The sequence below is a fragment of the Cyclobacterium xiamenense genome, from assembly GCF_042140265.1.
Classification (GTDB): domain Bacteria; phylum Bacteroidota; class Bacteroidia; order Cytophagales; family Cyclobacteriaceae; genus Cyclobacterium; species Cyclobacterium xiamenense_A.
On sequence record NZ_CP159481.1, the window covers coordinates 4,507,386 to 4,526,008 of the forward strand.

Genomic DNA, 18,623 nt, shown 5'->3' on the forward strand with positions numbered 1-18,623 from the left:
TATTCCCTATATACCAAACCGACCAAACCAGGAACACTTCTACCAAAGCTCGGCTTAGTTTTTGCACTGTTAGTAAAAGATACGGCTACTTATTCGATTTTTTTCGCGAATAAGTCTTATCTAACCCTTTAAATACGATCTTTTGACAATGCTCACGAAACGAATTTTATGGATCACCGCTTTGCTATGTTGGCCAGCACTGGTACGTGCACAATACGAATCGGTAGTATTTTCCGCCGAAAAAAATCAACTGAACGCCGGGCTTCCCTTGCCTTCCGAGACCCCCTTCTACCTGGAGGGAAGCCTACCTGAGGGCGTCAAACGCGTGGAAGTCAAGGTATTCAAAAGTAAAAAGACCGAAAATCAGGCCGATTTTTATTATTGGAAAGCGCCCTACCTGCGCAGCCCGACTACGGACGAGCTCTTTGTAGCCTATCCTTTGCGTAGCAGCGAAAATTACACGCTGAAATTTTATTTCTACAGTGCCTCGGACAAGGAAGAAACCCGTTCCCTACAAGAAGCGCTACACGAAAACCTGGAAAGCTACATACAGGCCAGCATACTGGCAGGCAAGCGCGGGACCGAAACCTTGAGTCGCCCCGCTGCCATGCTGGATCACCTAAATGAAATCGTCTGGCAGGGATTAAAAAACTTCCAGCATCCGCTGGATCAGGAATTTGAGGGATTCTCCGACGTGGTAAAACAAAAAATTACCCAACTGGACCGGGTGAAACTAAAACAGGCGGAATTTAATTTGCTGGCAAAAAAAAACGGATCCGGACATTCAGGATCAGGCACGCTTTGCCGATCAGCTAAAACAAGAGTTAATCAAACTCCTCAAAGCAGAAACGACCCAATACTTGCAAAACCAGATGTTGATGCTGGTGGACGTACGGGTGATCGACCATTACCCCACGGAAAACAAGCCATACTACCTGCCCCTGAGCATTGGATACGGGGGTACTTACTTTCGTGGCAATTTCAACAGCCTGGACTACGGTACCTCGGCATTCGGTGGCATCTCGCTTCCATTGGGAAATAAAAATTTCACCAAGGTGCTGGGAAATGCCTCCGTTTCAACAGGCGTATTTTTCAGTAATATGCGGGATAGCAACGAGCAAGAGATCAGCGGTCCGCTCATCGGAAGGCCGATCTATGTAGGCCTGGGATACAGTTTATTCCGGGTATTGCGCTTCAACGCCGGTGCCGTTCTGACGTCAACGGATGTAAATTCGAGCGTCGAAGACATCACCCTATACCCCTTTGTTGGCTTTAGCGCGGAGTCCAGTCTTTGGTTAGGATTACGAAAATAAAAGTGGATGAAGACCAAAAGTAGTATCTTGCTGTGCCTGCTTCTGCTTCCTTGCCTGGTGCCGGGTTTTTCCCAACAGTACCAGTGGCGCCTGGGACTCTCGACGGGGTATACGAAGTATCAGGGTCAATTAAACCCCTTTCCTACCAATGATTTTACGGCAGCAGGGGAAGTATTCCGTCCTTCCCTTCCCCTATCGCCGGAATCCAATTGGAATGCAAGTCTGGAAAAGCGGCTGACGGCTGGCTTGGGACTCTCACTCTACGGAGGCAAGCAGGCCCTGCTCGGGTCCGGCCCGGAAAAGAGCGCAAGGAATGAGGCAATTACACAGTACCAGGCCAGCCGTTGGTCCCTGGGAACGGCACTTGTTTTCCGGTCCGATAACGGAAAGCTGCTTCGGGAAACTTCTTTCATCGCCCCATACGGACAAGTTGGGCTCGGGTGGCATCGCTGGAATGGCCAAACCCGATTGCTGCTGGCAGACGATCCCCAAAGGGAGGGTTCCGGAACCGCGGTACAGCCGCTGTACGGGCAGGTGGAACGGGAAGAGCGGTTTTACCTGGATATGGGACTGGGACTACGCTTCCGACTCGGCACCCGGATCGAACTATTTATACAAACCAATGCACAAACAAATGGAGACCATTTTTTTGGAGTGAAAAGAACACTACCCGGCTTCCCCGGTCCGGAGAATCCTTGGAATCGACCGAACGGAAGTGCCGATTGGTTGTTTCAACACCAACTGGGAATCAAGGTAAGCTTCGGTACACGCAGCGCTGCCTTTCGGGCCAATGCCATCAGTCCATCCAGACTCGCAGGCAGGAATGCGCCTATCCCGGAAACCACCCTTTCCGACACTACAGCCTCCGAAACCCGGAAAATGGAAGAGGCAACGGAGCTATCCGAAAATCCGGCGAATCCAACCTTCGGGGAAGTACAGGAACCGGTTCAACGGCCGGAAGACCTGCCGGAATCCGGTACAATCCCTCTACCCGAGCAGGAAATGGGAAACCGCTACGTACCAGCGCGGGTAGAAACGCCGTTCTTGTATCCCTATGACGTAGAAGAACCAAGCCGTTTTTACCCAAACCTGGTTCCGCCAGCTAGCCGATACAGGCAAGGTCAGGCGGAAGCTAAAAACAAACAAATCCGGCAACTATCGCAAGCAGTACCTCCATACGCAACCCGTCAAAGAAGTCCGTCGAACCAAGGCAGCTACCTGAGGTTTGTACCTTTGCTGCCTCCCGCGACCATCAAACGGCCTGCCGCTCCTCTGGACTCGGCCGCGAGGAACAATGCCGCGGATCCGGCAGTAGCCTTGCCGGATGATGCAACGGCAACCGCCTTTCCCAGCCCGCCAGGCTTGCGGCTGCAGGCACAGCGACCCGTCCGAACAGGGATGGATCCGGTCGGCTGGAGCGAGGGGAAGGTAACCCCCTACGGTTTGGCCTACCGTTTCCGGCCTCCGGAAAAACCAATCCTTCCGCTGCTTTTCACGACCTTGTATTTTGAACGTGATCAAAGCAGCCTGGCAGAAACTGCCCTGGAAAAGTTGGCAGCCATTGCCGAAACCCTGGAACAAATGCCGGATTCCCGGGTACTGCTCAGGGGCTATGCAGACCATACCGGAAGCGTCGCATACAATCTCAGGCTGGCGGTAGCGCGAACGCAGTCGGTTGCCCGAGCCCTCGAAGAAACATTTGGCATTGCCGGACAGCGCATCCAAATTGGCCCCGGTGCGCAACTGATACGAGGTCCGGCGCCGGCGGCTGCACCTGAGGATAGAAAAGTAGAAGTTCGGATTTTATTTTTAAATTCAAGGATTCAATAGCGAAACCTGTCAGTTAGGATGGATAAGAAAAAACACCTGGTTGTATTGACCGGAGCCGGCGTTTCTGCGGAAAGTGGAATCCGAACATTTCGGGACGACAACGGCTTATGGGAGGGCCACGACGTGATGGAAGTGGCAACGCCGGAAGGCTGGAAAAAAAATCAGGAACTGGTACTGGATTTTTACAATCAACGACGGAAAGCTTGTCGGCAGGCCCAGCCCAACGCAGCCCATCGGAAACTTGCGGAAATGGAGCAGCAGTACCGGGTAACGATCGTTACGCAGAATGTGGACGACTTGCACGAGCGAGCCGGTTCCAGCCGGGTCATTCACCTGCATGGAGAGCTTTTCAAGGCGCAAAGCAGCTTGGATCCCAGCCTGGTTTACCCCATGCAGGGAGTGGAAATCAATCCGGGGGACACCTGTGAAAAAGGCTCGCAATTGCGGCCTTTTGTGGTCTGGTTTGGCGAACCGGTCCCGATGATGGATGCCGCCATCGCGGCCGTCACCGATGCAGATGCATTTGCGGTGATCGGAACCTCGCTGTTGGTATACCCGGCAGCCGGATTGCTGGATTTTGCCGCAGTGGAAATTCCAAAGTACATCGTGGATCCCAGAATGCCCAGCTATTTTCCTGCGGCAAATTTGACTCCCATCGAAGAAACGGCAGGAAAAGGCGTCTTCCTCCTGGAGCAGCACCTGCGAAACGTCTTCTTTTCGCAGTAATCGTTTTTTTAGTACTTTTGTTTCCAAAACAGCATCCCTTGAAAACAGTCCTTAACCGTTCTACTAAAACCGATACCGGTTTCCTTGTTGCAAAAAACGTCCTGAAGCTCAGCATTGCCGGTTTCTTTATAGGCGGTTTTCACGCCCAGGATGCCTGGGTAGGATTGATTTTGATGCTGTACCTGGCCTATTCGCTAGTTAGAAAATTCAAAAACAAGGCCGAAGATCGGTACGTATACCTCACAGGTTCCATTTTAGGAGGGTTTTTGGGTGTCTGTTGCGAAGCCTGGGGGATTTACTACGGACACTGGGAATACCACGATCTGGAAGGGCGTACTTTTCCCTATTGGCTGCCCTTTGCCTGGGCCCTGGCCTTTACCTTTGTGTATCAGCTGGAAAAAGACCTGTTTGCATCCCTTGGAATGGAACGTACGCGTGACAAGGTAATCCGTACCCTAATGGTAGCCCTGATTTTTCCTACCTACGGCGAGATCATCACCATACAGATGGGCGTATGGACCTACGCCTGGCCCTATCAGTTTTTCGGCGTGCCCCTCTTGGCCATCTTCCTGTTGGTAGTGTTCCACACCGGTGTCAACTACCTGATGGTACAAATATGTCGGCACATGGGCTGGCGAAACGAAGTGTTTTTTCCCGCTTGATTTAGCGAACCAGGCTTTCCAGGGTAGCCAGGTATACCCATTTCTGGTCCCTGGAATTCAGACCGGCTTCCACTGCCCGTTGTTGCTCTTCGGTCACCTCCATGTCCTCGTACTCGATGGAATTGAAGAATTGCATGTAATCGGCATAGATATTCATGGTGAGATGGGTGGATTTGGCCTCACTACCGGTGGGGAGTGCCGTGCGCAGGAAGCACCAGTTTTCCATGAGGTCTGCTTGTATCTTTTTTTCGTGAATGGGCAAAAATACTTCCTTTTCGGCCCGTTCGTAGTCCTGAAACTTCCCTTCTACTGCCTTCATCAGGTCAAAGGAGGCAAGAATTCCAGGCTTGAACTCAAAGCTCTCAGAGGTCCGGGCCACTTCCACCATGTAGCTTCGTACCGCCAGGTCCCGCATGTCCATGGCCTCCTTGATTTTGTTCCGTACCTGATCCTCGGTCAGCTCCGGATGGGCCTTGATAGCCAGGTCCACCGATCGGTCCGGGTCGTTGCCATTCATCATTTTTACGGGATCTTGATAGTAGGTGACGGTTACGTACTGGAAATTCTCGCCCTCCAGATCGGAGCCCGACTGCAGGGACCAGAAGTCCCAACCCGCGATGTTTCCTTCCGATTTGGAAACTTTATGTACCTGCGCCAAAAAATCCTTGTACTCCAGGTAATCCAACACCCGGTTGGGTTCAACTTTGATAAATTCGAAGACCAGGTACTGCTGTTCTTGTGCGATGAGGTTTAGGCTTACCAGTAAAGCCACACACCCCGTGATTAGCTGCTTTCTCATAATTCGGTTAATTGGGTTCTCTGATAAGGTACAAATAATTACACAGAAAAAATACCGATTATCCGTTTTTATCACCATTTGCATGAGTTTTATTGCAAATGAAAAGCCCTGGACAGGTAAAACTATCCAGGGCCACGTAATTCAGTCGTTGCCTATCCGGCCTATGCCTGAAGCAATTCTTCGATCTTTTTCAGTTCCTGCTCCGAAAAATCGAGCGCTTGCAGGCTGTTTACATTGTCTTTGAGCTGTTCCGCTTTGCTTACTCCGACCAGCACAGAGGTAATTCGGGGGTCTTTCAGTAGCCAGGCAATGGCCATTTGAGCCAGGCTTTGGCCTCTGTTCTCCGCCAAGGCGTTGAGCTGCTCTACTGTAGACAGTAGTTCGGGGGTAATTTTGTCGGTTTGGAGGTACCTCCCATCCCGAACGGCCCTGGAGTCTTCCGGAAATCCTTTCAGGTACTTATTGGTCAGTATGCCCTGCTCCAGCGGGGAAAAAGCGATCGCTCCGATTCCTTCGGTATCCAGCACGTCCAACAATCCCTCTTCCACCCAACGATCCATCATGCTGTACCGCGGCTGGTGAATGAGGCAGGGCGTCCCCATGTCTTTCAGGAGTTTGGATGCACGTGCCGTATCTGCCGCATTGTACTGGGAAATCCCTACGTAAAGCGCTTTCCCTTGTCGCACGATCAGGTCCAGCGCAGCCATGGTCTCTTCCAGTGGAGTGTCCGGGTCGGGGCGGTGGTGGTAAAAGATGTCCACGTAGTCCAAACCCATCCGTCGAAGGCTTTGATCCAGACTGGCGACCAGGTATTTTTTGGAGCCAAAATTTCCATAAGGGCCCGGCCACATGTCCCATCCTGCCTTGGAAGAGATCAGGAGTTCATCGCGAAGTGGCTTAAAATCTTTATGAAAAATCCGACCGAAGTTTTCTTCCGCGGCTCCGTAGGGTGGTCCATAATTATTGGCCAGATCAAAATGCGTGATTCCCAGGTCAAATGCGGTACGGAGAATGCTTCTCGCATTTCTGAAGTCGTCGCTATGGCCAAAATTATGCCAAAGGCCCAGGGAAATTAGGGGCAGGTCCAAACCACTTTTGCCACACCTCCTGAATTTCATGGATTCGTACCTGTTTTCTTTCGGCTGGTAGGGCATCAATGGATCCAAATCGTTAATTTTCATCGGTAATTTTTTGGTTTGTTGGGGCGTTAAAGGTACACTTTATTCCAGAAAATGGAAATCAATCTTCCGCCAGGGGTATAATCCGTGTTTGAGGTAACTTCGGCAAAAATGACCGCAAAAGCGCCTGGGTTTCTACCAGGCGTTTTACCGGTTTCAAAAACGAGAGTACTTCCCCACTGTGCCGAAGGTCTGTTGCCTGATCGATGTAGCCAAAGGCCGCCAGAAACCCATCCTCCACAAGTAGCACGGCTTCCTCTTCAGGGCTCCTTCCCCGGTCTTTGATAAGGAAGCGTTGTCCTGTACGGGCACCGACTTCCTCCCACAAGCCCGCTGCCTTTCGGTTGTACGCCTCGGGAGCCTCGGCGCCGCAGCAGGCACCGCTGCATTTTCCCAGGGAAAAATCATAACAAGCTCCGGGAGTTTTTTGTATCCCCGTCAATTTTGGACACAGCGCAAGTTCGCCGGTTTTTTCCAGCAGCTGTTTCCAGGCTTCGGCATGGGTACCAAAGGTCAGGATGGGTTTTACACCCGGCAAAATTTTACTTACCTGAAACCGTTGATACCCCTGTTGATCGCTGTAAGCAAAGATCCCCCAGGAGGCTGCTTTCACTTTTAGGGAGCGGTTGTATTTTGGCCACAACCGTTTTATCTCCAACGCCTCCAGCAACAGCGCAAGCAATTCACTTCCGGTGACTTCGTAGCTGACGGAGTGTATTTCGGATTTCAGGTTTACCTTCGATTTTCCGGTAAAATGGCTCTCAAACCGGCTTTTTATATTGACTGCCTTGCCTACGTAAATGACCTTGCCGTTTTGATCGTGAAAATAGTACACACCCGTGGAAGCGGGCAACTGACGGTACTGTTCGTGGCTGATATTCGGCGGAAGTATGCGGGCTTTCTCCTTTCCTTTGATGGCCCGGGGAATTTCACCGGTACGATCTTCCTGAAGCATTTGCCCGAATAGCAAGGCCGTGGCCCAGGCATCTCCCAGCGCCCGGTGCCGATCCGTTACCTGAATGCCTCTGGCTTCACACAACCTGCCCAGACTGTAGCTTCTGAGACCGGGAAAAATCTTTCTGCCAAGCCGGACCGTGCATAATCGGCGGGGTCTGAAATCCTTGTTTTCCCGAGCAAATGCCTGCTTGATGAAATTATAGTCGAAACTCACGTTATGCGCCACAAAAATCTTTCCCGCTAGCAGCTCCCATAATTCAACGGCCACTTCGGAAAAATCGGGCGCATCCGTCAACATGCCCGAGTCGATCCCGGTAAGACCGGTGATAAAATCAGGCAAAGACCTTCCGGGATTCAGCAATTGCTGGTAGTGGCCGGTAATCTTTTCCCCATCGTGCAAGACAACGGCAATCTCAATGATCCGGTGCTGGGCAGCAAAGCCGCCGGTAGTCTCAATATCTACAATGGCATACATATAAGCTAGGGGTAAAATAACGGCTATTGGGGAGAGAATCAAAAAGAATTGATTTAAATTCTTACTTGAATTCCTCTACTCAATTGCTTACTATTATATTTGGATAGCGGGACATTGATTTTTACACAATCCCAGACATCCGGATGGATCAACCAACGAAACCGCAATGCAATGAACGATAAAGCCGATGCCTGGCAGATGGAACTGACGCGCATTACCTACACCGTAGACAAGCTGATGCACGACTACGACCTGACTACCCTGAACCGAAAACCTGACCCGAAAACCTGGAGCCCCATGCAGGTACTGCAACACCTGATTTTGGTAAACCGGTCCTATTTTCCCACCTTTGATCAACTGATCGCCAAACAGTACAAAGCCCCACTGCTGGGGAAAATTTCTTTCTATGGCAGGAAATTGGGGGAATTGATTCTTGCGGCCAACAAAAAACCGGCCCGAATCAAAACCTTTGGCCCCTGGGAACCGACCGATACCCTGCATAACAACGAACTGTTACAGGCCTTCGTTGACACCCAGCATCGGTTATCGGCGTATGTTCAGGAGCTGGAACCGTTTTTTGGCCGGGGTTTGATGATCGCATCTCCCGCCAATCGTTGGCTGGTATACCCACTGGATACTGCAATAGATATTATTATCGCTCACGAGAAAAGGCATTGCAAGCAACTGAAATCCTTATTGGCCGCCGAATGAAGAAAACAGAAAAAGAAAAAATGCTGGCAGGCGAGTTATACCTCGCCTCCGATCCGGAGCTTTCGAGAGAACGGCTGCAGGCACGGGTCCTGTTAAAAAAACTGAACGATAGCGCCCCGGATGAAACCTTGCTTCGGCAGCAGGTCCTTTCCGAATTATTGGGGGCGGTAGGGACGGATTTCGGGCTGGAACCGCCCTTTTTCTGCGACTATGGCTACAACATCAGGGTGGGCAATCAGGTGTTTTTCAACTTCAACTGTGTCGTATTGGACGTGACACCGGTACACATTGGTGACCGCTGCCTTTTTGGGCCCAATGTGCAGATTTATGCCGCCACCCACCCACTGGATGCCACCACCCGTGGATCCTTGCAGGAATACGGCCGACCCATTCGCATCGAAGACGATGTATGGATAGGCGGAGGGGCGATCATCTGTCCAGGGGTAAGTATCGGAGCACGCAGCATCGTAGCAGCCGGAGCCGTGGTTACCAAAGACCTGCCTTCGGATGTGGTAGCAGGAGGGAATCCGGCCCGAATCCTCAAAAACCTAAACGATAGAGATCAGCGGGCCTAGCTCAGGCTTGCAGCTTTTTTTCATGATTTTCCCGGATGACCCGCCGGAGAATCTTCCCCACGTTGGATTTGGGGAGTTCAGGTACGAAATAAATCTCCTTCGGTACCTTGTAGCTTGTCAGGCTTTCCCGGGAAAATGCAATTAATTCCTCTGCTGTAAGCGAAGGATCGTTGCTGACTACGTAAGCAATTACGCGTTCGGTAGATTTCTCGTCCGGAATCCCGATCACTCCCACTTCGTTTACCATCTCGTGGGCTGCCAGGGCATCTTCGACCTCATTGGGATACACGTTGAACCCCGACACCAGGATCATTTCCTTTTTGCGGTCAACGATTCGCAGAAATCCATCTTCGTCCTGCACGGCGATATCTCCCGTCTTAAACCAGTCCCCCAGAAATGCCGAGGCGGTCTCTTCGGGCCGTTGCCAATACCCCGGCATTACCTGGGGACCCTTGACACAGAGTTCACCCCGATCTCCCAGGGGAAGCTCATTTCCGGCATCGTCCACCACTTTTACGGCCGTATTGGGCAGCGGCACTCCGATCGTCCCGAGGCGCTCCGTCCCATCGATGGGATTGCAGGAAACTACCGGGGAGGTTTCGGTAAGACCGTAGCCCTCCGCAAGTGGAGTCCCGGTCACCTTCTGCCAGCGGCGGGCTACCGCCTGCTGCACGGCCATGCCCCCCCCAACGGCAATTTTCAGGGAGCCAAATTCCAGGGCACGGAAGGCTTCCTGATTCAATAATCCATTGAACAATGTATTGACACCGGTAAATACAGTAAAGCGATGCTTTTTGAGTTCTTTGCAAAAACCGGGCATGTCGCGGGGATTGGTGATCAACACGTTATGCGCACCAATTTTCATCATGGCCAGGCAATTGACGGTGAGGGCGAAAATATGGTACAGCGGCAGCGCCGTTATAACCGTCTCTTCCCGTTCCCGGAGCTTTGGCTTCATCCAGGCAGAAATTTGCTGCATGTTGGCCACAATGTTGCGGTGACTCAGCATCGCCCCCTTGGAAACCCCGGTAGTACCTCCGGTGTATTGGAGAAAAGCCAAATCGGCGCCCTCCATTCCCTGCTTTTCAAAGGCCTTCGGATTGCCCGCTGCCATGGCGGATTTGAAGGACCAGGCAGAGGGGATGGAATAAGCGGGCACCATTTTCTTGACGTATTTTACGACCAGGTTAACAATCGCTCCCTTTATCCCACCCAGCAAGTCTCCGATTTCGGTGATGATCACGTGATTGACCCCGGACTCCTCTTTTATTTTTTCCAGATTATGCGCAAAGTTTGCTAAAATCACCACCGCCTTCACACCGGCATCGGTAAATTGATGCTTCATTTCGGATGCCGTATACAGCGGATTGGTGTTTACCACAATCAGACCCGCCCGGAGGGCTCCAAACATGACCACAGGATATTGGAGCAAGTTGGGCATTTGAATCCCGATGCGGTCTCCCTTCTTTAGCTGCAACTCTCCCTGCAAAAACGCTGCAAAGGTTTTCGATAAAACGTCCAATTCGTTAAACGAGACGGTTTTACCCATGCACTCATAGGCTACGGCATCTCCGTATTTCCCGATACTTTCTTCGAATAAATCCACCACACTGCTGAACTCATCCGGGTCAATGGAGGTGGGTACGGATTCGGGGTAAAATTTAAACCAGGGGGAATCTTGCATGTCCGATTAGTTAAGGTCAGGTAATTGGGCCAATGCCACTAAGATATTGAATGTACGCTTCTTTTAAAACGTTTTGTAAAATTTAATTGCGGAGAGGCCTTTTGCAAAGAAATTCAATCTTTCCAGGCCGCACCGGTTGCACGCTCCCCTTTTTCTCCTTTCATTTACAGAATCGTTTGGAGGAATAAGAAAAACTAAGAATTATGGGTAGGTTTCTGGCTGGAATCGTTACGGCGCTCTTGTTGTATGGGTTGATTCAGTTTTTCGTCCGTCAAGCCAATGAGAAACAAGAAATTCAACAAAATACCGCTCTGCTGGAGCAACAAATCCGGCAGGTGGGAAAGCTAGTAGTCACCGAAGGGCACTTTTCCCAGGTGCTGAGTTACAAAAATTCTCGAAAAAACTACTTCGATATTTTTTCTGCGAATAAAAAAGCATTGGTCATCGTCAACGCAAAGGTAACCGTGGGATACGATTTACGGCAACTAGAAACGGAAGTGGATGCAGAAGCCAGGCAGGTACGCATCCTTCAACTGCCGGAGCCGGAAATCAACATCTATCCGGATTTAGAGTACTACGATGTAAGTCAAGATTATTTTAACAAGTTTGATGCAGACGATTACAACAAGATCAAAGGAAGTGTACACCAGCTTCTGGAGAAGAAGATTGAACAATCCGACCTGAAGGAAGATGCCCGGGAACGGTTACTCAGCGAGTTGTCGAAGATCTACATCCTAACCAAAACAATGGGTTGGACCCTTCGGTTTGAAGAAGAAAACCTACTTTCCTCCGAGGAATTGGAACGGCTGAGCGATTGACGGGTGCGGTCTTTTTTACCGTTCACAGGGTATGTTTCACTCGACGCTGTATTCCGAGGACAATCCACTCTCCAGAAGCAACCGGAACCGTGTAAAAACGGTTAGCCTTGCCCCTACTGCTCCTGCTGGGGTGGAGCTACGCTCAGAACGGAGACGCTCTCGGCCATCAGGATCCCGATTCCATTGGAGATATTGGAAAAAACCTGCACCGGCTGTGCGAACGGATCCCCCTCGTTCCACCACTGCAACCCGTAGGTGGTGTGAAACTGGAAGTATGTACTGGAGACGGCCTTTAGAGTAAATCGAATTTCGCCCTCCGTGTTTTCCTGAGAAAACACATTGTCGATAAAAAGCTCAATAGCGGCCTCCTCTCCGTCAAACAACGTGTCGTCGATAAGAAGTTTGCCGTCGGTATTGTAATCCCGTTCGTAGCTGGGATTTTTCGGCTCCAGGTACAGTGGATAGTTGTTTTCATACTGGACGGTATTCCCGTCCTCGTCCGTGTAGGAAAAAAACCCGTAAAAATCGGCCGAAATTTCGTAGTAGTTTTCGCCCTCCGGATCGTCAAAAAGAAACCGGAGGTCTTCTCGGGTAGACCAGGCATCCAGCTGCACCCGACCCTGGTAAACCACCTCTTTAATCGGTACGGATACCGGGATACGTTCGGTAGCCCGGACGGTCTCGTATCCGGGCACCTCCGCTTCCAACGTATACGTATTTCCTTCCCGAAGCAACAGCTGCAGGTTGGTGTATTCGCCGGTATCGTCATTGAAGCTCAGTGGGTAGCGTTCGTTCTGATGGATCAGGCTAACCGCAGCATCGCGGATGGGCAGGAATTCCCAATCGTTATCCAAAATGTGCTTGCTATAGGTCAGGCGCACCGCAGGAAACAAGTTGTGTTGGAGGTTGGCATTCATCGTTACCTGTGGTTTTTCAAAAGGAATTTCGATATCGATAACCGTCTCACAGGAGAAAAAAAGTACAGCAGAAAGTACCAGCAGGTGCCGAAGTTGGCAGAAATTCCGAAATTGGCGAAGGTGTGTTCTCATCAGCTTTTAGAATTTAAATGAGTAGGCAAACGATGGAATAATGGGAAAAAGACTGTATTGCATCAATTTCCTGCTACCCTGACGGTCGTAACCCAAATCCATGAAAAACGGATTCAAGCGGTTGTAGACATTGTAAATGCCCAGTGTCCATTTGCGCTCGCCCCACCGTTTCGTTTTCCACCAGCTGAAGCTCAGGTCCAGGCGGTGGTAATCCCTGTTTCTGAAATTGTTTCTACTTTCGTAATAATTGACGTTCGGTCTGGAAAGGCCTCCAAACCGGCTCATTTCCAGACCCTCGTACCGCTGAGTAGGCAACGAGACCGCATTTCCTGTCCCGTATACCCAGGCCAGGGAAAAATCCTTGTTGTCCTTCCATTCGTGGGTAAGGGCAAAACTTACATCGTGTCTGCGGTCGTATTTGTAGGGAAACCACTCCCCAAAATTGACTTCGTCAAACCTTCTTTCGGTATTGGACAAGGTATAGCCCAACCAGCCCGAAACCCGGCCAACCTTGCGCTGCACCAGAAACTCCGCGCCGATACTTTTGCCTTCGCCCACGGCCACCTTGTCCTGCCAATCTTCATCCAGGTTCAGGTACGTGGCCCCGTCTCTGTATTCGATCAGACCATCCATGGTTTTGTAATAAGCTTCCAGACTAATTTCAAAACCATTCACGTTTTTCACAGCCCCCAGGGCTACCTGCATGGCTTCCTGTGGACCAATCCTCGGGGTAGCCGGTACCCAGAGATCCGTAGGAAGTCCCAATCCTGCATTGGTCAGCAGATGGATAAATTGCGCCATGGTAACAAAAGAAGCCTTTACCGAGGTAGACGCATTTACCAGATAGCGGGCGGCGACGCGGGGTTGCAGGGAGCGGTAATGTTGCCCATCGGAAAGAAATCCGGAATAATGGAGGCCAAGGTTGGCCTTCAAACGACTACTAAAGTTGATATCGTCCTCCGCATAGGCGGCGTACTCGAAGGAATCGAGTTCCTCGGCTCCCAGGCGGAGATCGTTATCGGCCGAACTACTTCTGCTGGCATACACGCCCGGAGAGAATCGGTGAAAAATTCCCTGTGCCCCAAAACGAATGTAGTGATCGGGATTGGGGATGTACTCGAAATCCGACTTCGCTGCCCAGTCCCGGATCCCCGAAAAATACCGCTCGGAATAGGAACTCCTTTCGTCTACACCTGCCCCGGTAACCCGCTCGTCGTAATTGCTAAACAGGTCGAATCTATACCGGCTATGGGTAAAGGTATGGTTGCTGAAGAGCCGGCTATTGATCACATTATTCCAGCGAAGTGCGGTAATAAAATTCCCCCAACTAAGCCCAAATTCTTCTTCATAATCGGTCCGTTCGTTTTCGAAAACATAAAAATCCTTGTATCGGGAATAGGCTTTGTCGTCTCCGGAGTACACACTGAGGTACAATCGGTTTTTATCGTTGATGATGTGGTTGATCTTTCCGTTGAGGTCGTAAAAATAATACCCGATATTTTCCTCTCCGGAGGTGGCCGCTTTGATGATGGGACGCGCCAGTAAATCCAGGTACGTTCTCCGCGCGGAAATAATAAAGGAGGTTTGATCCTTCACAATGGGACCTTCCACGGTCACTTTGGAAGCAATCAACCCGATAGAACCCTCTCCCTTGTACTCCTGCATGTTGCCCTCCTTCATGCTGATATCGATTACCGATGACAGCCGACCGCCATATCGGGATGGAAAACCTCCTTTGATCAATTCCACGTTATTGATGGCATCGGCGTTAAAAATGGAAAAAAAGCCAAAAAGGTGCGAAGCATTGTACACCGGTACCCCATCCAGCAAAATCAGGTTTTGGTCCGGTCCTCCGCCCCGGACATAGAGCCCACTGCCCCCTTCCGTACCGGATTGTACACCGGGGAGCAATTGCAATACCTTGAATACATCCACTTCCCCCATAAAGGCGGGCAATTCTTTGATTTGCTTCAGGGGAACGTTGATCGAACTCATCTTGGTTACTTCCTGTATCTGATCCATCTCCGCCGCCGAGACCACGACCTCTTCCAGGTTTCCGTCTGGAAGCAGTGCCACATTGAGTACAGTATCCCGCGCGACCCGCATTTGAATTCGTTTGGTCTGAAAACCGACAAAACTAAAGTAAAGGTCCACGCTATCCGTCGTGGTGGTGTAACTGTAGAAGCCAAATTGATTGGCAACGGCACCTTTTTCGGAAACGCGATCAAACACGTTGGTACCAATGAGGTGTTCACCCGTACCCAACTCGGTCACGGTTCCGCTAATGGAAATCCGCTGCCCAAAGCCGGAAATACTGAGTAGCAGGAAAAAAAAGCTTATAATCTGGTGTTTCATTGGAAGAATACGGTGAATAACCCTTGGGGTCAACGGAAATTTTCTTTCAAATTTATTAGATTTTTTTTTAGCAACCAGAAACAATTAGTAAATCCAATAGCAAATTATTACCATTTATATAGTGTACCGGTATCCGCTGTTCGTCTTCGACTACGCACGGGTGGAAACAAGGGATGCGATGGAATCTACCTTCGTCGTTTTGCAAAGGCCGGTGTACACCGTAAGGACGGGAAACGGGCTGCAGATGCTACACAGAAACCCGGCAACGATGAAAAAAAATTACCCCTGCAGCTACTTTTTTCACTTTCGGTGAATCGGGCTGCCAAGACCCTGCCGCGCACGGGGAGGGGTTGGGTGCACCGGCCACGGGGAGAACAGGGATTCCGATGCCTTCCGGGCCTCGGACTGGTTGCACCCTTTCGCATGGCTACAGCAACCGTTTTTTCAATAAAAACAAGGCCCCAGAGGCAACAGCAGCCAGGAGAAGTAACAACAGCCCGGAACCGAGGTTTCCGAATAAAATCGAACCTGTTCCGAATAAAAAAGCATACACGGCGGTAATCCCTGCAGCGAACGCCAATAGTGCGGCCTGAAAGTCAAAAAGCGGTCGCGCATCCACCTTTTTTCCATTATTTTTCAAAAAGCCGTAAATTCGTTCCCAGCCGGGGCCGGGGGCTTTGGTTTTCTGGACAAAAGCGATCAAGACCTCTTTGTCGGTCGCCCGGGTAAGGTAAGCAGTGAGCACCCAACTCCCTGTGGTAAACAAAATACCCCCGATCAATTCCATAGCATTTGGGAGCGGCTCGAAATACACCTCGTGCAAAAAGGTAAAGTACAACGCAGCAAAAAAGGACGCTGCCATGGCCACCAATTCGCTAAGAGCATTGATCCGCCACCAGTACCACCGCAAGATGTAAATCAGTCCGGTACCTGCCCCGATCTGAAGTAAAATATCAAAGGTCTGCAGGGCATTTTCCAGGTGCAGAGCCACGTACCCTCCCACTACCATAATGCCCACGGTGGTCAGCCGCCCAATGGCAATCAGGTGTTTTTGAGAAGCATCGGGGCGGATAAATCGCTGGTAAAAATCATTTACCACATAAGAAGAACCGAGATTTAGCATGGTAGACAGGGTAGACATGTAGGCAGCTACCAGCGAGGTGACTACCAAACCCATGATCCCGACCGGCATAAAGGAAAGCATGGCGGGGTACGCCATGTCGTCCTGAACGATAGCGGCGTCGGCATTCGGAAAAGCCTCCTGAAGGGACTCCATGTTTGGGAAAACCAGGATGCTGCAAAGGGCAACGAGAATCCAGGGCCAGGGTCGGATGGCATAGTGCACGATTGTAAACAGCATGATCGAGGAAAGCGCGTGGTTTTCATTCTTGGCGGCCAGCATTCGTTGCACAATAAATCCGCCCCCTCCCGGCTCGGACCCGGGGTACCAAACCGACCACCATTGCACAAAAACCGGGATCAGGAATACCGCCAAAAATAGTTCCCAGTGGTTAATGTCTGGGATAAAGTTGAGTTTATCGATAATTTCGGGATGCTGAATCAATTGGTCCAAACCACCCACGGCAGGATGATTGACCGAGACCCAGGCGGCCGCGATGGCCCCTGCCAGGGAAAGGCCGAATTGGAGAAAATCCGTAAATACCACGCCACGCAATCCTCCCAACGAACTGTAGAGCACGGTGACAAAACCGGATATGAGCAAAACGGGCAAGGGGTTCAACCCCAAGAGTACCCCTCCGATTTTAATCGCTGCAAGCGAAACCCCGGAAATGATGACCACGTTGAAAAAAATACCCAGGTACAGCGCCCGAAAGCCCCGAAGAAAAGACGCGGGCCGGCCGCTGTATCGCAATTCGTAAAACTCGATATCGGTAAGTACACCGGAACGTTTCCATAATCTGGCAAAGAAAAAAACGGTCAGCATACCGGTCAGCAAAAAGCTCCACCAAACCCAGTTTCCGGAAATGCCGTTTTTTCGGACGATATCCGTGACAAGATTCGGAGTATCGGTAGAGAAGGTCGTAGCAACCATCGATATTCCCAATACCCACCAGGGCAAATTGCCTCCCGCTTTAAAAAACTCCTGAACGTTTTCGGAGGACTTCCTGGAACTGTACACGCCAATACCCAAGGATAATGCAAAAAACAGAAAGAGGATCAGCCAATCTATGCCCTGTAGTAACATGCCCGGAATATAAGACATAAACCTTAAACAACGAGCAAGACCGCGGTAAAAGCCAGCATTCGGCGCAATTTATCAGGCATCAACAGCCATCAGGGGGCGCCAGGTCGAGACTGTGGCGAGCAATCAGATCGGTAAGCAATCGGCATCAGTCCTTAAAGCTCATGGTAAACTGGGCTCCTTCTCCCGGTTTGCTGTCCAGGTCAATTTTGCCCCCCAGAGCTGTGATGTGGCTATGTACCAGATAAAGGCCAATGCCCTTGCTGTCTGCGTGCGAATGAAACGTTTCTCCGAAACCAAACAATCTGTCTCCGACCTTGTCCGTATCAAAACCGATCCCGTTGTCAGAAAAAACCAACTGAGTGCCTCCGCTACCCAGCCGTGAATGGATCGAAATTTGGGGAATAATCCCCGGCTTCGCATATTTAATGGAGTTGGTCAGCAGGTTGAGAAAAATACTTTCCAGGTAACCCGCATTGAAGTTGACCGTAGCTGCCTCGGAAAAATCGGTCCTGATTTGGGTCTTTGACGTATCGATCAGCGACCGGATGGAATGCACGACTTTCTTTAAGGTGCTGTGTAGTTCCACCGGTGCCAGCGGTACCGCCGCTGCCTCCCGCTGACTCATATGGTCCAGGTAGCCATCGAGTGTGCTTTTTAGTCCTTCGGTAGAAACCTGCATCAAATCAATGAATTCCGACATTTCGGATTTTTCCATGCCCCCGGCATTGATCAAGCTAAATAAGGACAGTAAATTATTTACCGGAGAACGCAAATCGTGCGAGGTTGTGAAGGTCAATTCTTTCAACTGTTTGTTGGAACGCGTTAATTTGGCAATCAGCAGATTCCGCTCCTCTTCGATTTTCTTCTGGTGGGTGACGTTTTTTGCAATCGCGTAAACCAGCTGCTGTTCCTGATCCGGAACCGATGTCCAGGAAAACCAAAGAACGTTTCCATCCCGGGATAAATACCGGTTTTCGAAATTCATCAGCGGCATACCTGCAACAAGTGCTTCGCGAGACCGGGAAGTATGGGATTGATCGTCGGGATGCACAAAGGTATTGATCGACCGGGAATACAGCTCCTCGTCGGAATAGCCCAACACTTTTTTCAAGGCAGGATTGACCTTCTTAAAAAAACCGTCAAAACCCGCGACACATAATAAATCCAGTGATAAGTCAAAAAACAATTCCATCCGGAACGATGCGGTACCAAATGGGTCTGCATTTTTTTTGATCGAACGCATAAGAATGACCGATGGTTATCGTTAAAAATCAGTTTTAGTAGT

16 protein-coding genes are annotated in these 18,623 nt (G+C 50.5%); 8 read left to right on the top strand and 8 right to left on the bottom strand.

Annotation, left to right across the window (positions count from 1 at the left end; genetic code table 11):
• Positions 1–148 precede the first annotated feature (148 nt).
• From ABWH99_RS18420 to ABWH99_RS18440, 5 genes are read left to right on the top strand one after another with little or no spacing between them, the layout of a single operon-like run.
• Positions 149–1,042, top strand: coding sequence for a hypothetical protein (locus ABWH99_RS18420; protein ID WP_375583279.1), 894 nt, complete (start codon positions 149–151; stop codon positions 1,040–1,042).
• Positions 1,032–1,313, top strand: a complete 282-nt coding sequence (locus ABWH99_RS18425; protein ID WP_375583280.1) for a hypothetical protein — start codon at positions 1,032–1,034, stop codon at positions 1,311–1,313. The genes ABWH99_RS18420 and ABWH99_RS18425 overlap by 11 nt, the downstream gene beginning before the upstream one ends.
• A gap of 6 nt (positions 1,314–1,319) precedes the next feature.
• Positions 1,320–3,143 carry an OmpA family protein gene (locus tag ABWH99_RS18430; RefSeq protein ID WP_375583281.1) on the top strand — a complete coding sequence of 608 codons (1,824 nt, stop codon included), beginning with the start codon at positions 1,320–1,322 and terminating at the stop codon, positions 3,141–3,143.
• Positions 3,144–3,161: 18 nt separating this feature from the next.
• Positions 3,162–3,869 carry an NAD-dependent deacetylase gene (locus ABWH99_RS18435; protein WP_375583282.1) on the top strand — a complete coding sequence of 236 codons (708 nt, stop codon included), beginning with the start codon at positions 3,162–3,164 and terminating at the stop codon, positions 3,867–3,869.
• Positions 3,870–3,907: 38 nt separating this feature from the next.
• On the top strand, positions 3,908–4,531 hold the full coding sequence (locus tag ABWH99_RS18440) for a hypothetical protein (RefSeq protein ID WP_375583283.1): 624 nt from the start codon (positions 3,908–3,910) through the stop codon (positions 4,529–4,531).
• Between the two features lies 1 nt (position 4,532).
• On the opposite strand, the gene ABWH99_RS18445 is transcribed toward ABWH99_RS18440, so the two are convergent.
• The 3 genes from ABWH99_RS18445 to ABWH99_RS18455 form a co-directional block, all read right to left on the bottom strand.
• Entirely contained in the window at positions 4,533–5,330 is a 798-nt protein-coding gene (locus tag ABWH99_RS18445) for a hypothetical protein (protein WP_375583284.1), read from the bottom strand.
• 161 nt (positions 5,331–5,491) lie between these two features.
• The gene (mgrA, locus tag ABWH99_RS18450) at positions 5,492–6,511 is read right to left on the bottom strand and encodes an L-glyceraldehyde 3-phosphate reductase (RefSeq protein WP_375583285.1); all 1,020 of its coding nucleotides are present in this window, start codon (positions 6,509–6,511) and stop codon (positions 5,492–5,494) included.
• Between the two features lie 58 nt (positions 6,512–6,569).
• Positions 6,570–7,940 (bottom strand): exonuclease domain-containing protein, encoded by a 1,371-nt coding sequence (locus tag ABWH99_RS18455; RefSeq protein WP_375583286.1) that lies wholly within the window; start codon positions 7,938–7,940, stop codon positions 6,570–6,572.
• Between the two features lie 171 nt (positions 7,941–8,111).
• On the opposite strand from ABWH99_RS18455, the gene ABWH99_RS18460 reads away from it, so the two are divergent.
• The gene (locus ABWH99_RS18460; protein ID WP_375583287.1) at positions 8,112–8,651 is read left to right on the top strand and encodes a DinB family protein; all 540 of its coding nucleotides are present in this window, start codon (positions 8,112–8,114) and stop codon (positions 8,649–8,651) included.
• Entirely contained in the window at positions 8,648–9,226 is a 579-nt protein-coding gene (locus tag ABWH99_RS18465; protein ID WP_375583288.1) for a sugar O-acetyltransferase, read from the top strand. Before ABWH99_RS18460 ends, ABWH99_RS18465 begins: the two co-directional genes overlap by 4 nt.
• A gap of 1 nt (position 9,227) precedes the next feature.
• Here the strand turns inward: ABWH99_RS18465 and ABWH99_RS18470 are convergent, their stop codons facing one another.
• Positions 9,228–10,910 (bottom strand): AMP-binding protein, encoded by a 1,683-nt coding sequence (locus ABWH99_RS18470; protein WP_375583289.1) that lies wholly within the window; start codon positions 10,908–10,910, stop codon positions 9,228–9,230.
• A 203-nt stretch (positions 10,911–11,113) separates the two neighbouring features.
• On the opposite strand from ABWH99_RS18470, the gene ABWH99_RS18475 reads away from it, so the two are divergent.
• On the top strand, positions 11,114–11,728 hold the full coding sequence (locus tag ABWH99_RS18475; protein ID WP_375583290.1) for a DUF4230 domain-containing protein: 615 nt from the start codon (positions 11,114–11,116) through the stop codon (positions 11,726–11,728).
• A gap of 113 nt (positions 11,729–11,841) precedes the next feature.
• Here the strand turns inward: ABWH99_RS18475 and ABWH99_RS18480 are convergent, their stop codons facing one another.
• The 4 genes from ABWH99_RS18480 to ABWH99_RS18495 all read right to left on the bottom strand — a co-directional run bounded on the left by ABWH99_RS18480 (position 11,842) and on the right by ABWH99_RS18495 (position 18,581).
• Positions 11,842–12,777: a DUF4249 domain-containing protein gene (locus tag ABWH99_RS18480; protein ID WP_375583291.1), complete on the bottom strand. Its 936-nt coding sequence runs from the start codon at positions 12,775–12,777 to the stop codon at positions 11,842–11,844.
• Positions 12,778–12,783: 6 nt separating this feature from the next.
• The gene (locus tag ABWH99_RS18485) at positions 12,784–15,132 is read right to left on the bottom strand and encodes a TonB-dependent receptor domain-containing protein (RefSeq protein WP_375583292.1); all 2,349 of its coding nucleotides are present in this window, start codon (positions 15,130–15,132) and stop codon (positions 12,784–12,786) included.
• A gap of 427 nt (positions 15,133–15,559) precedes the next feature.
• The gene (locus tag ABWH99_RS18490; protein WP_375586597.1) at positions 15,560–17,338 is read right to left on the bottom strand and encodes a sodium:solute symporter family protein; all 1,779 of its coding nucleotides are present in this window, start codon (positions 17,336–17,338) and stop codon (positions 15,560–15,562) included.
• A gap of 145 nt (positions 17,339–17,483) precedes the next feature.
• Positions 17,484–18,581, bottom strand: a complete 1,098-nt coding sequence (locus tag ABWH99_RS18495) for a PAS domain S-box protein (protein ID WP_375583293.1) — start codon at positions 18,579–18,581, stop codon at positions 17,484–17,486.
• Between the last annotated feature and the right edge of the window lie 42 nt (positions 18,582–18,623).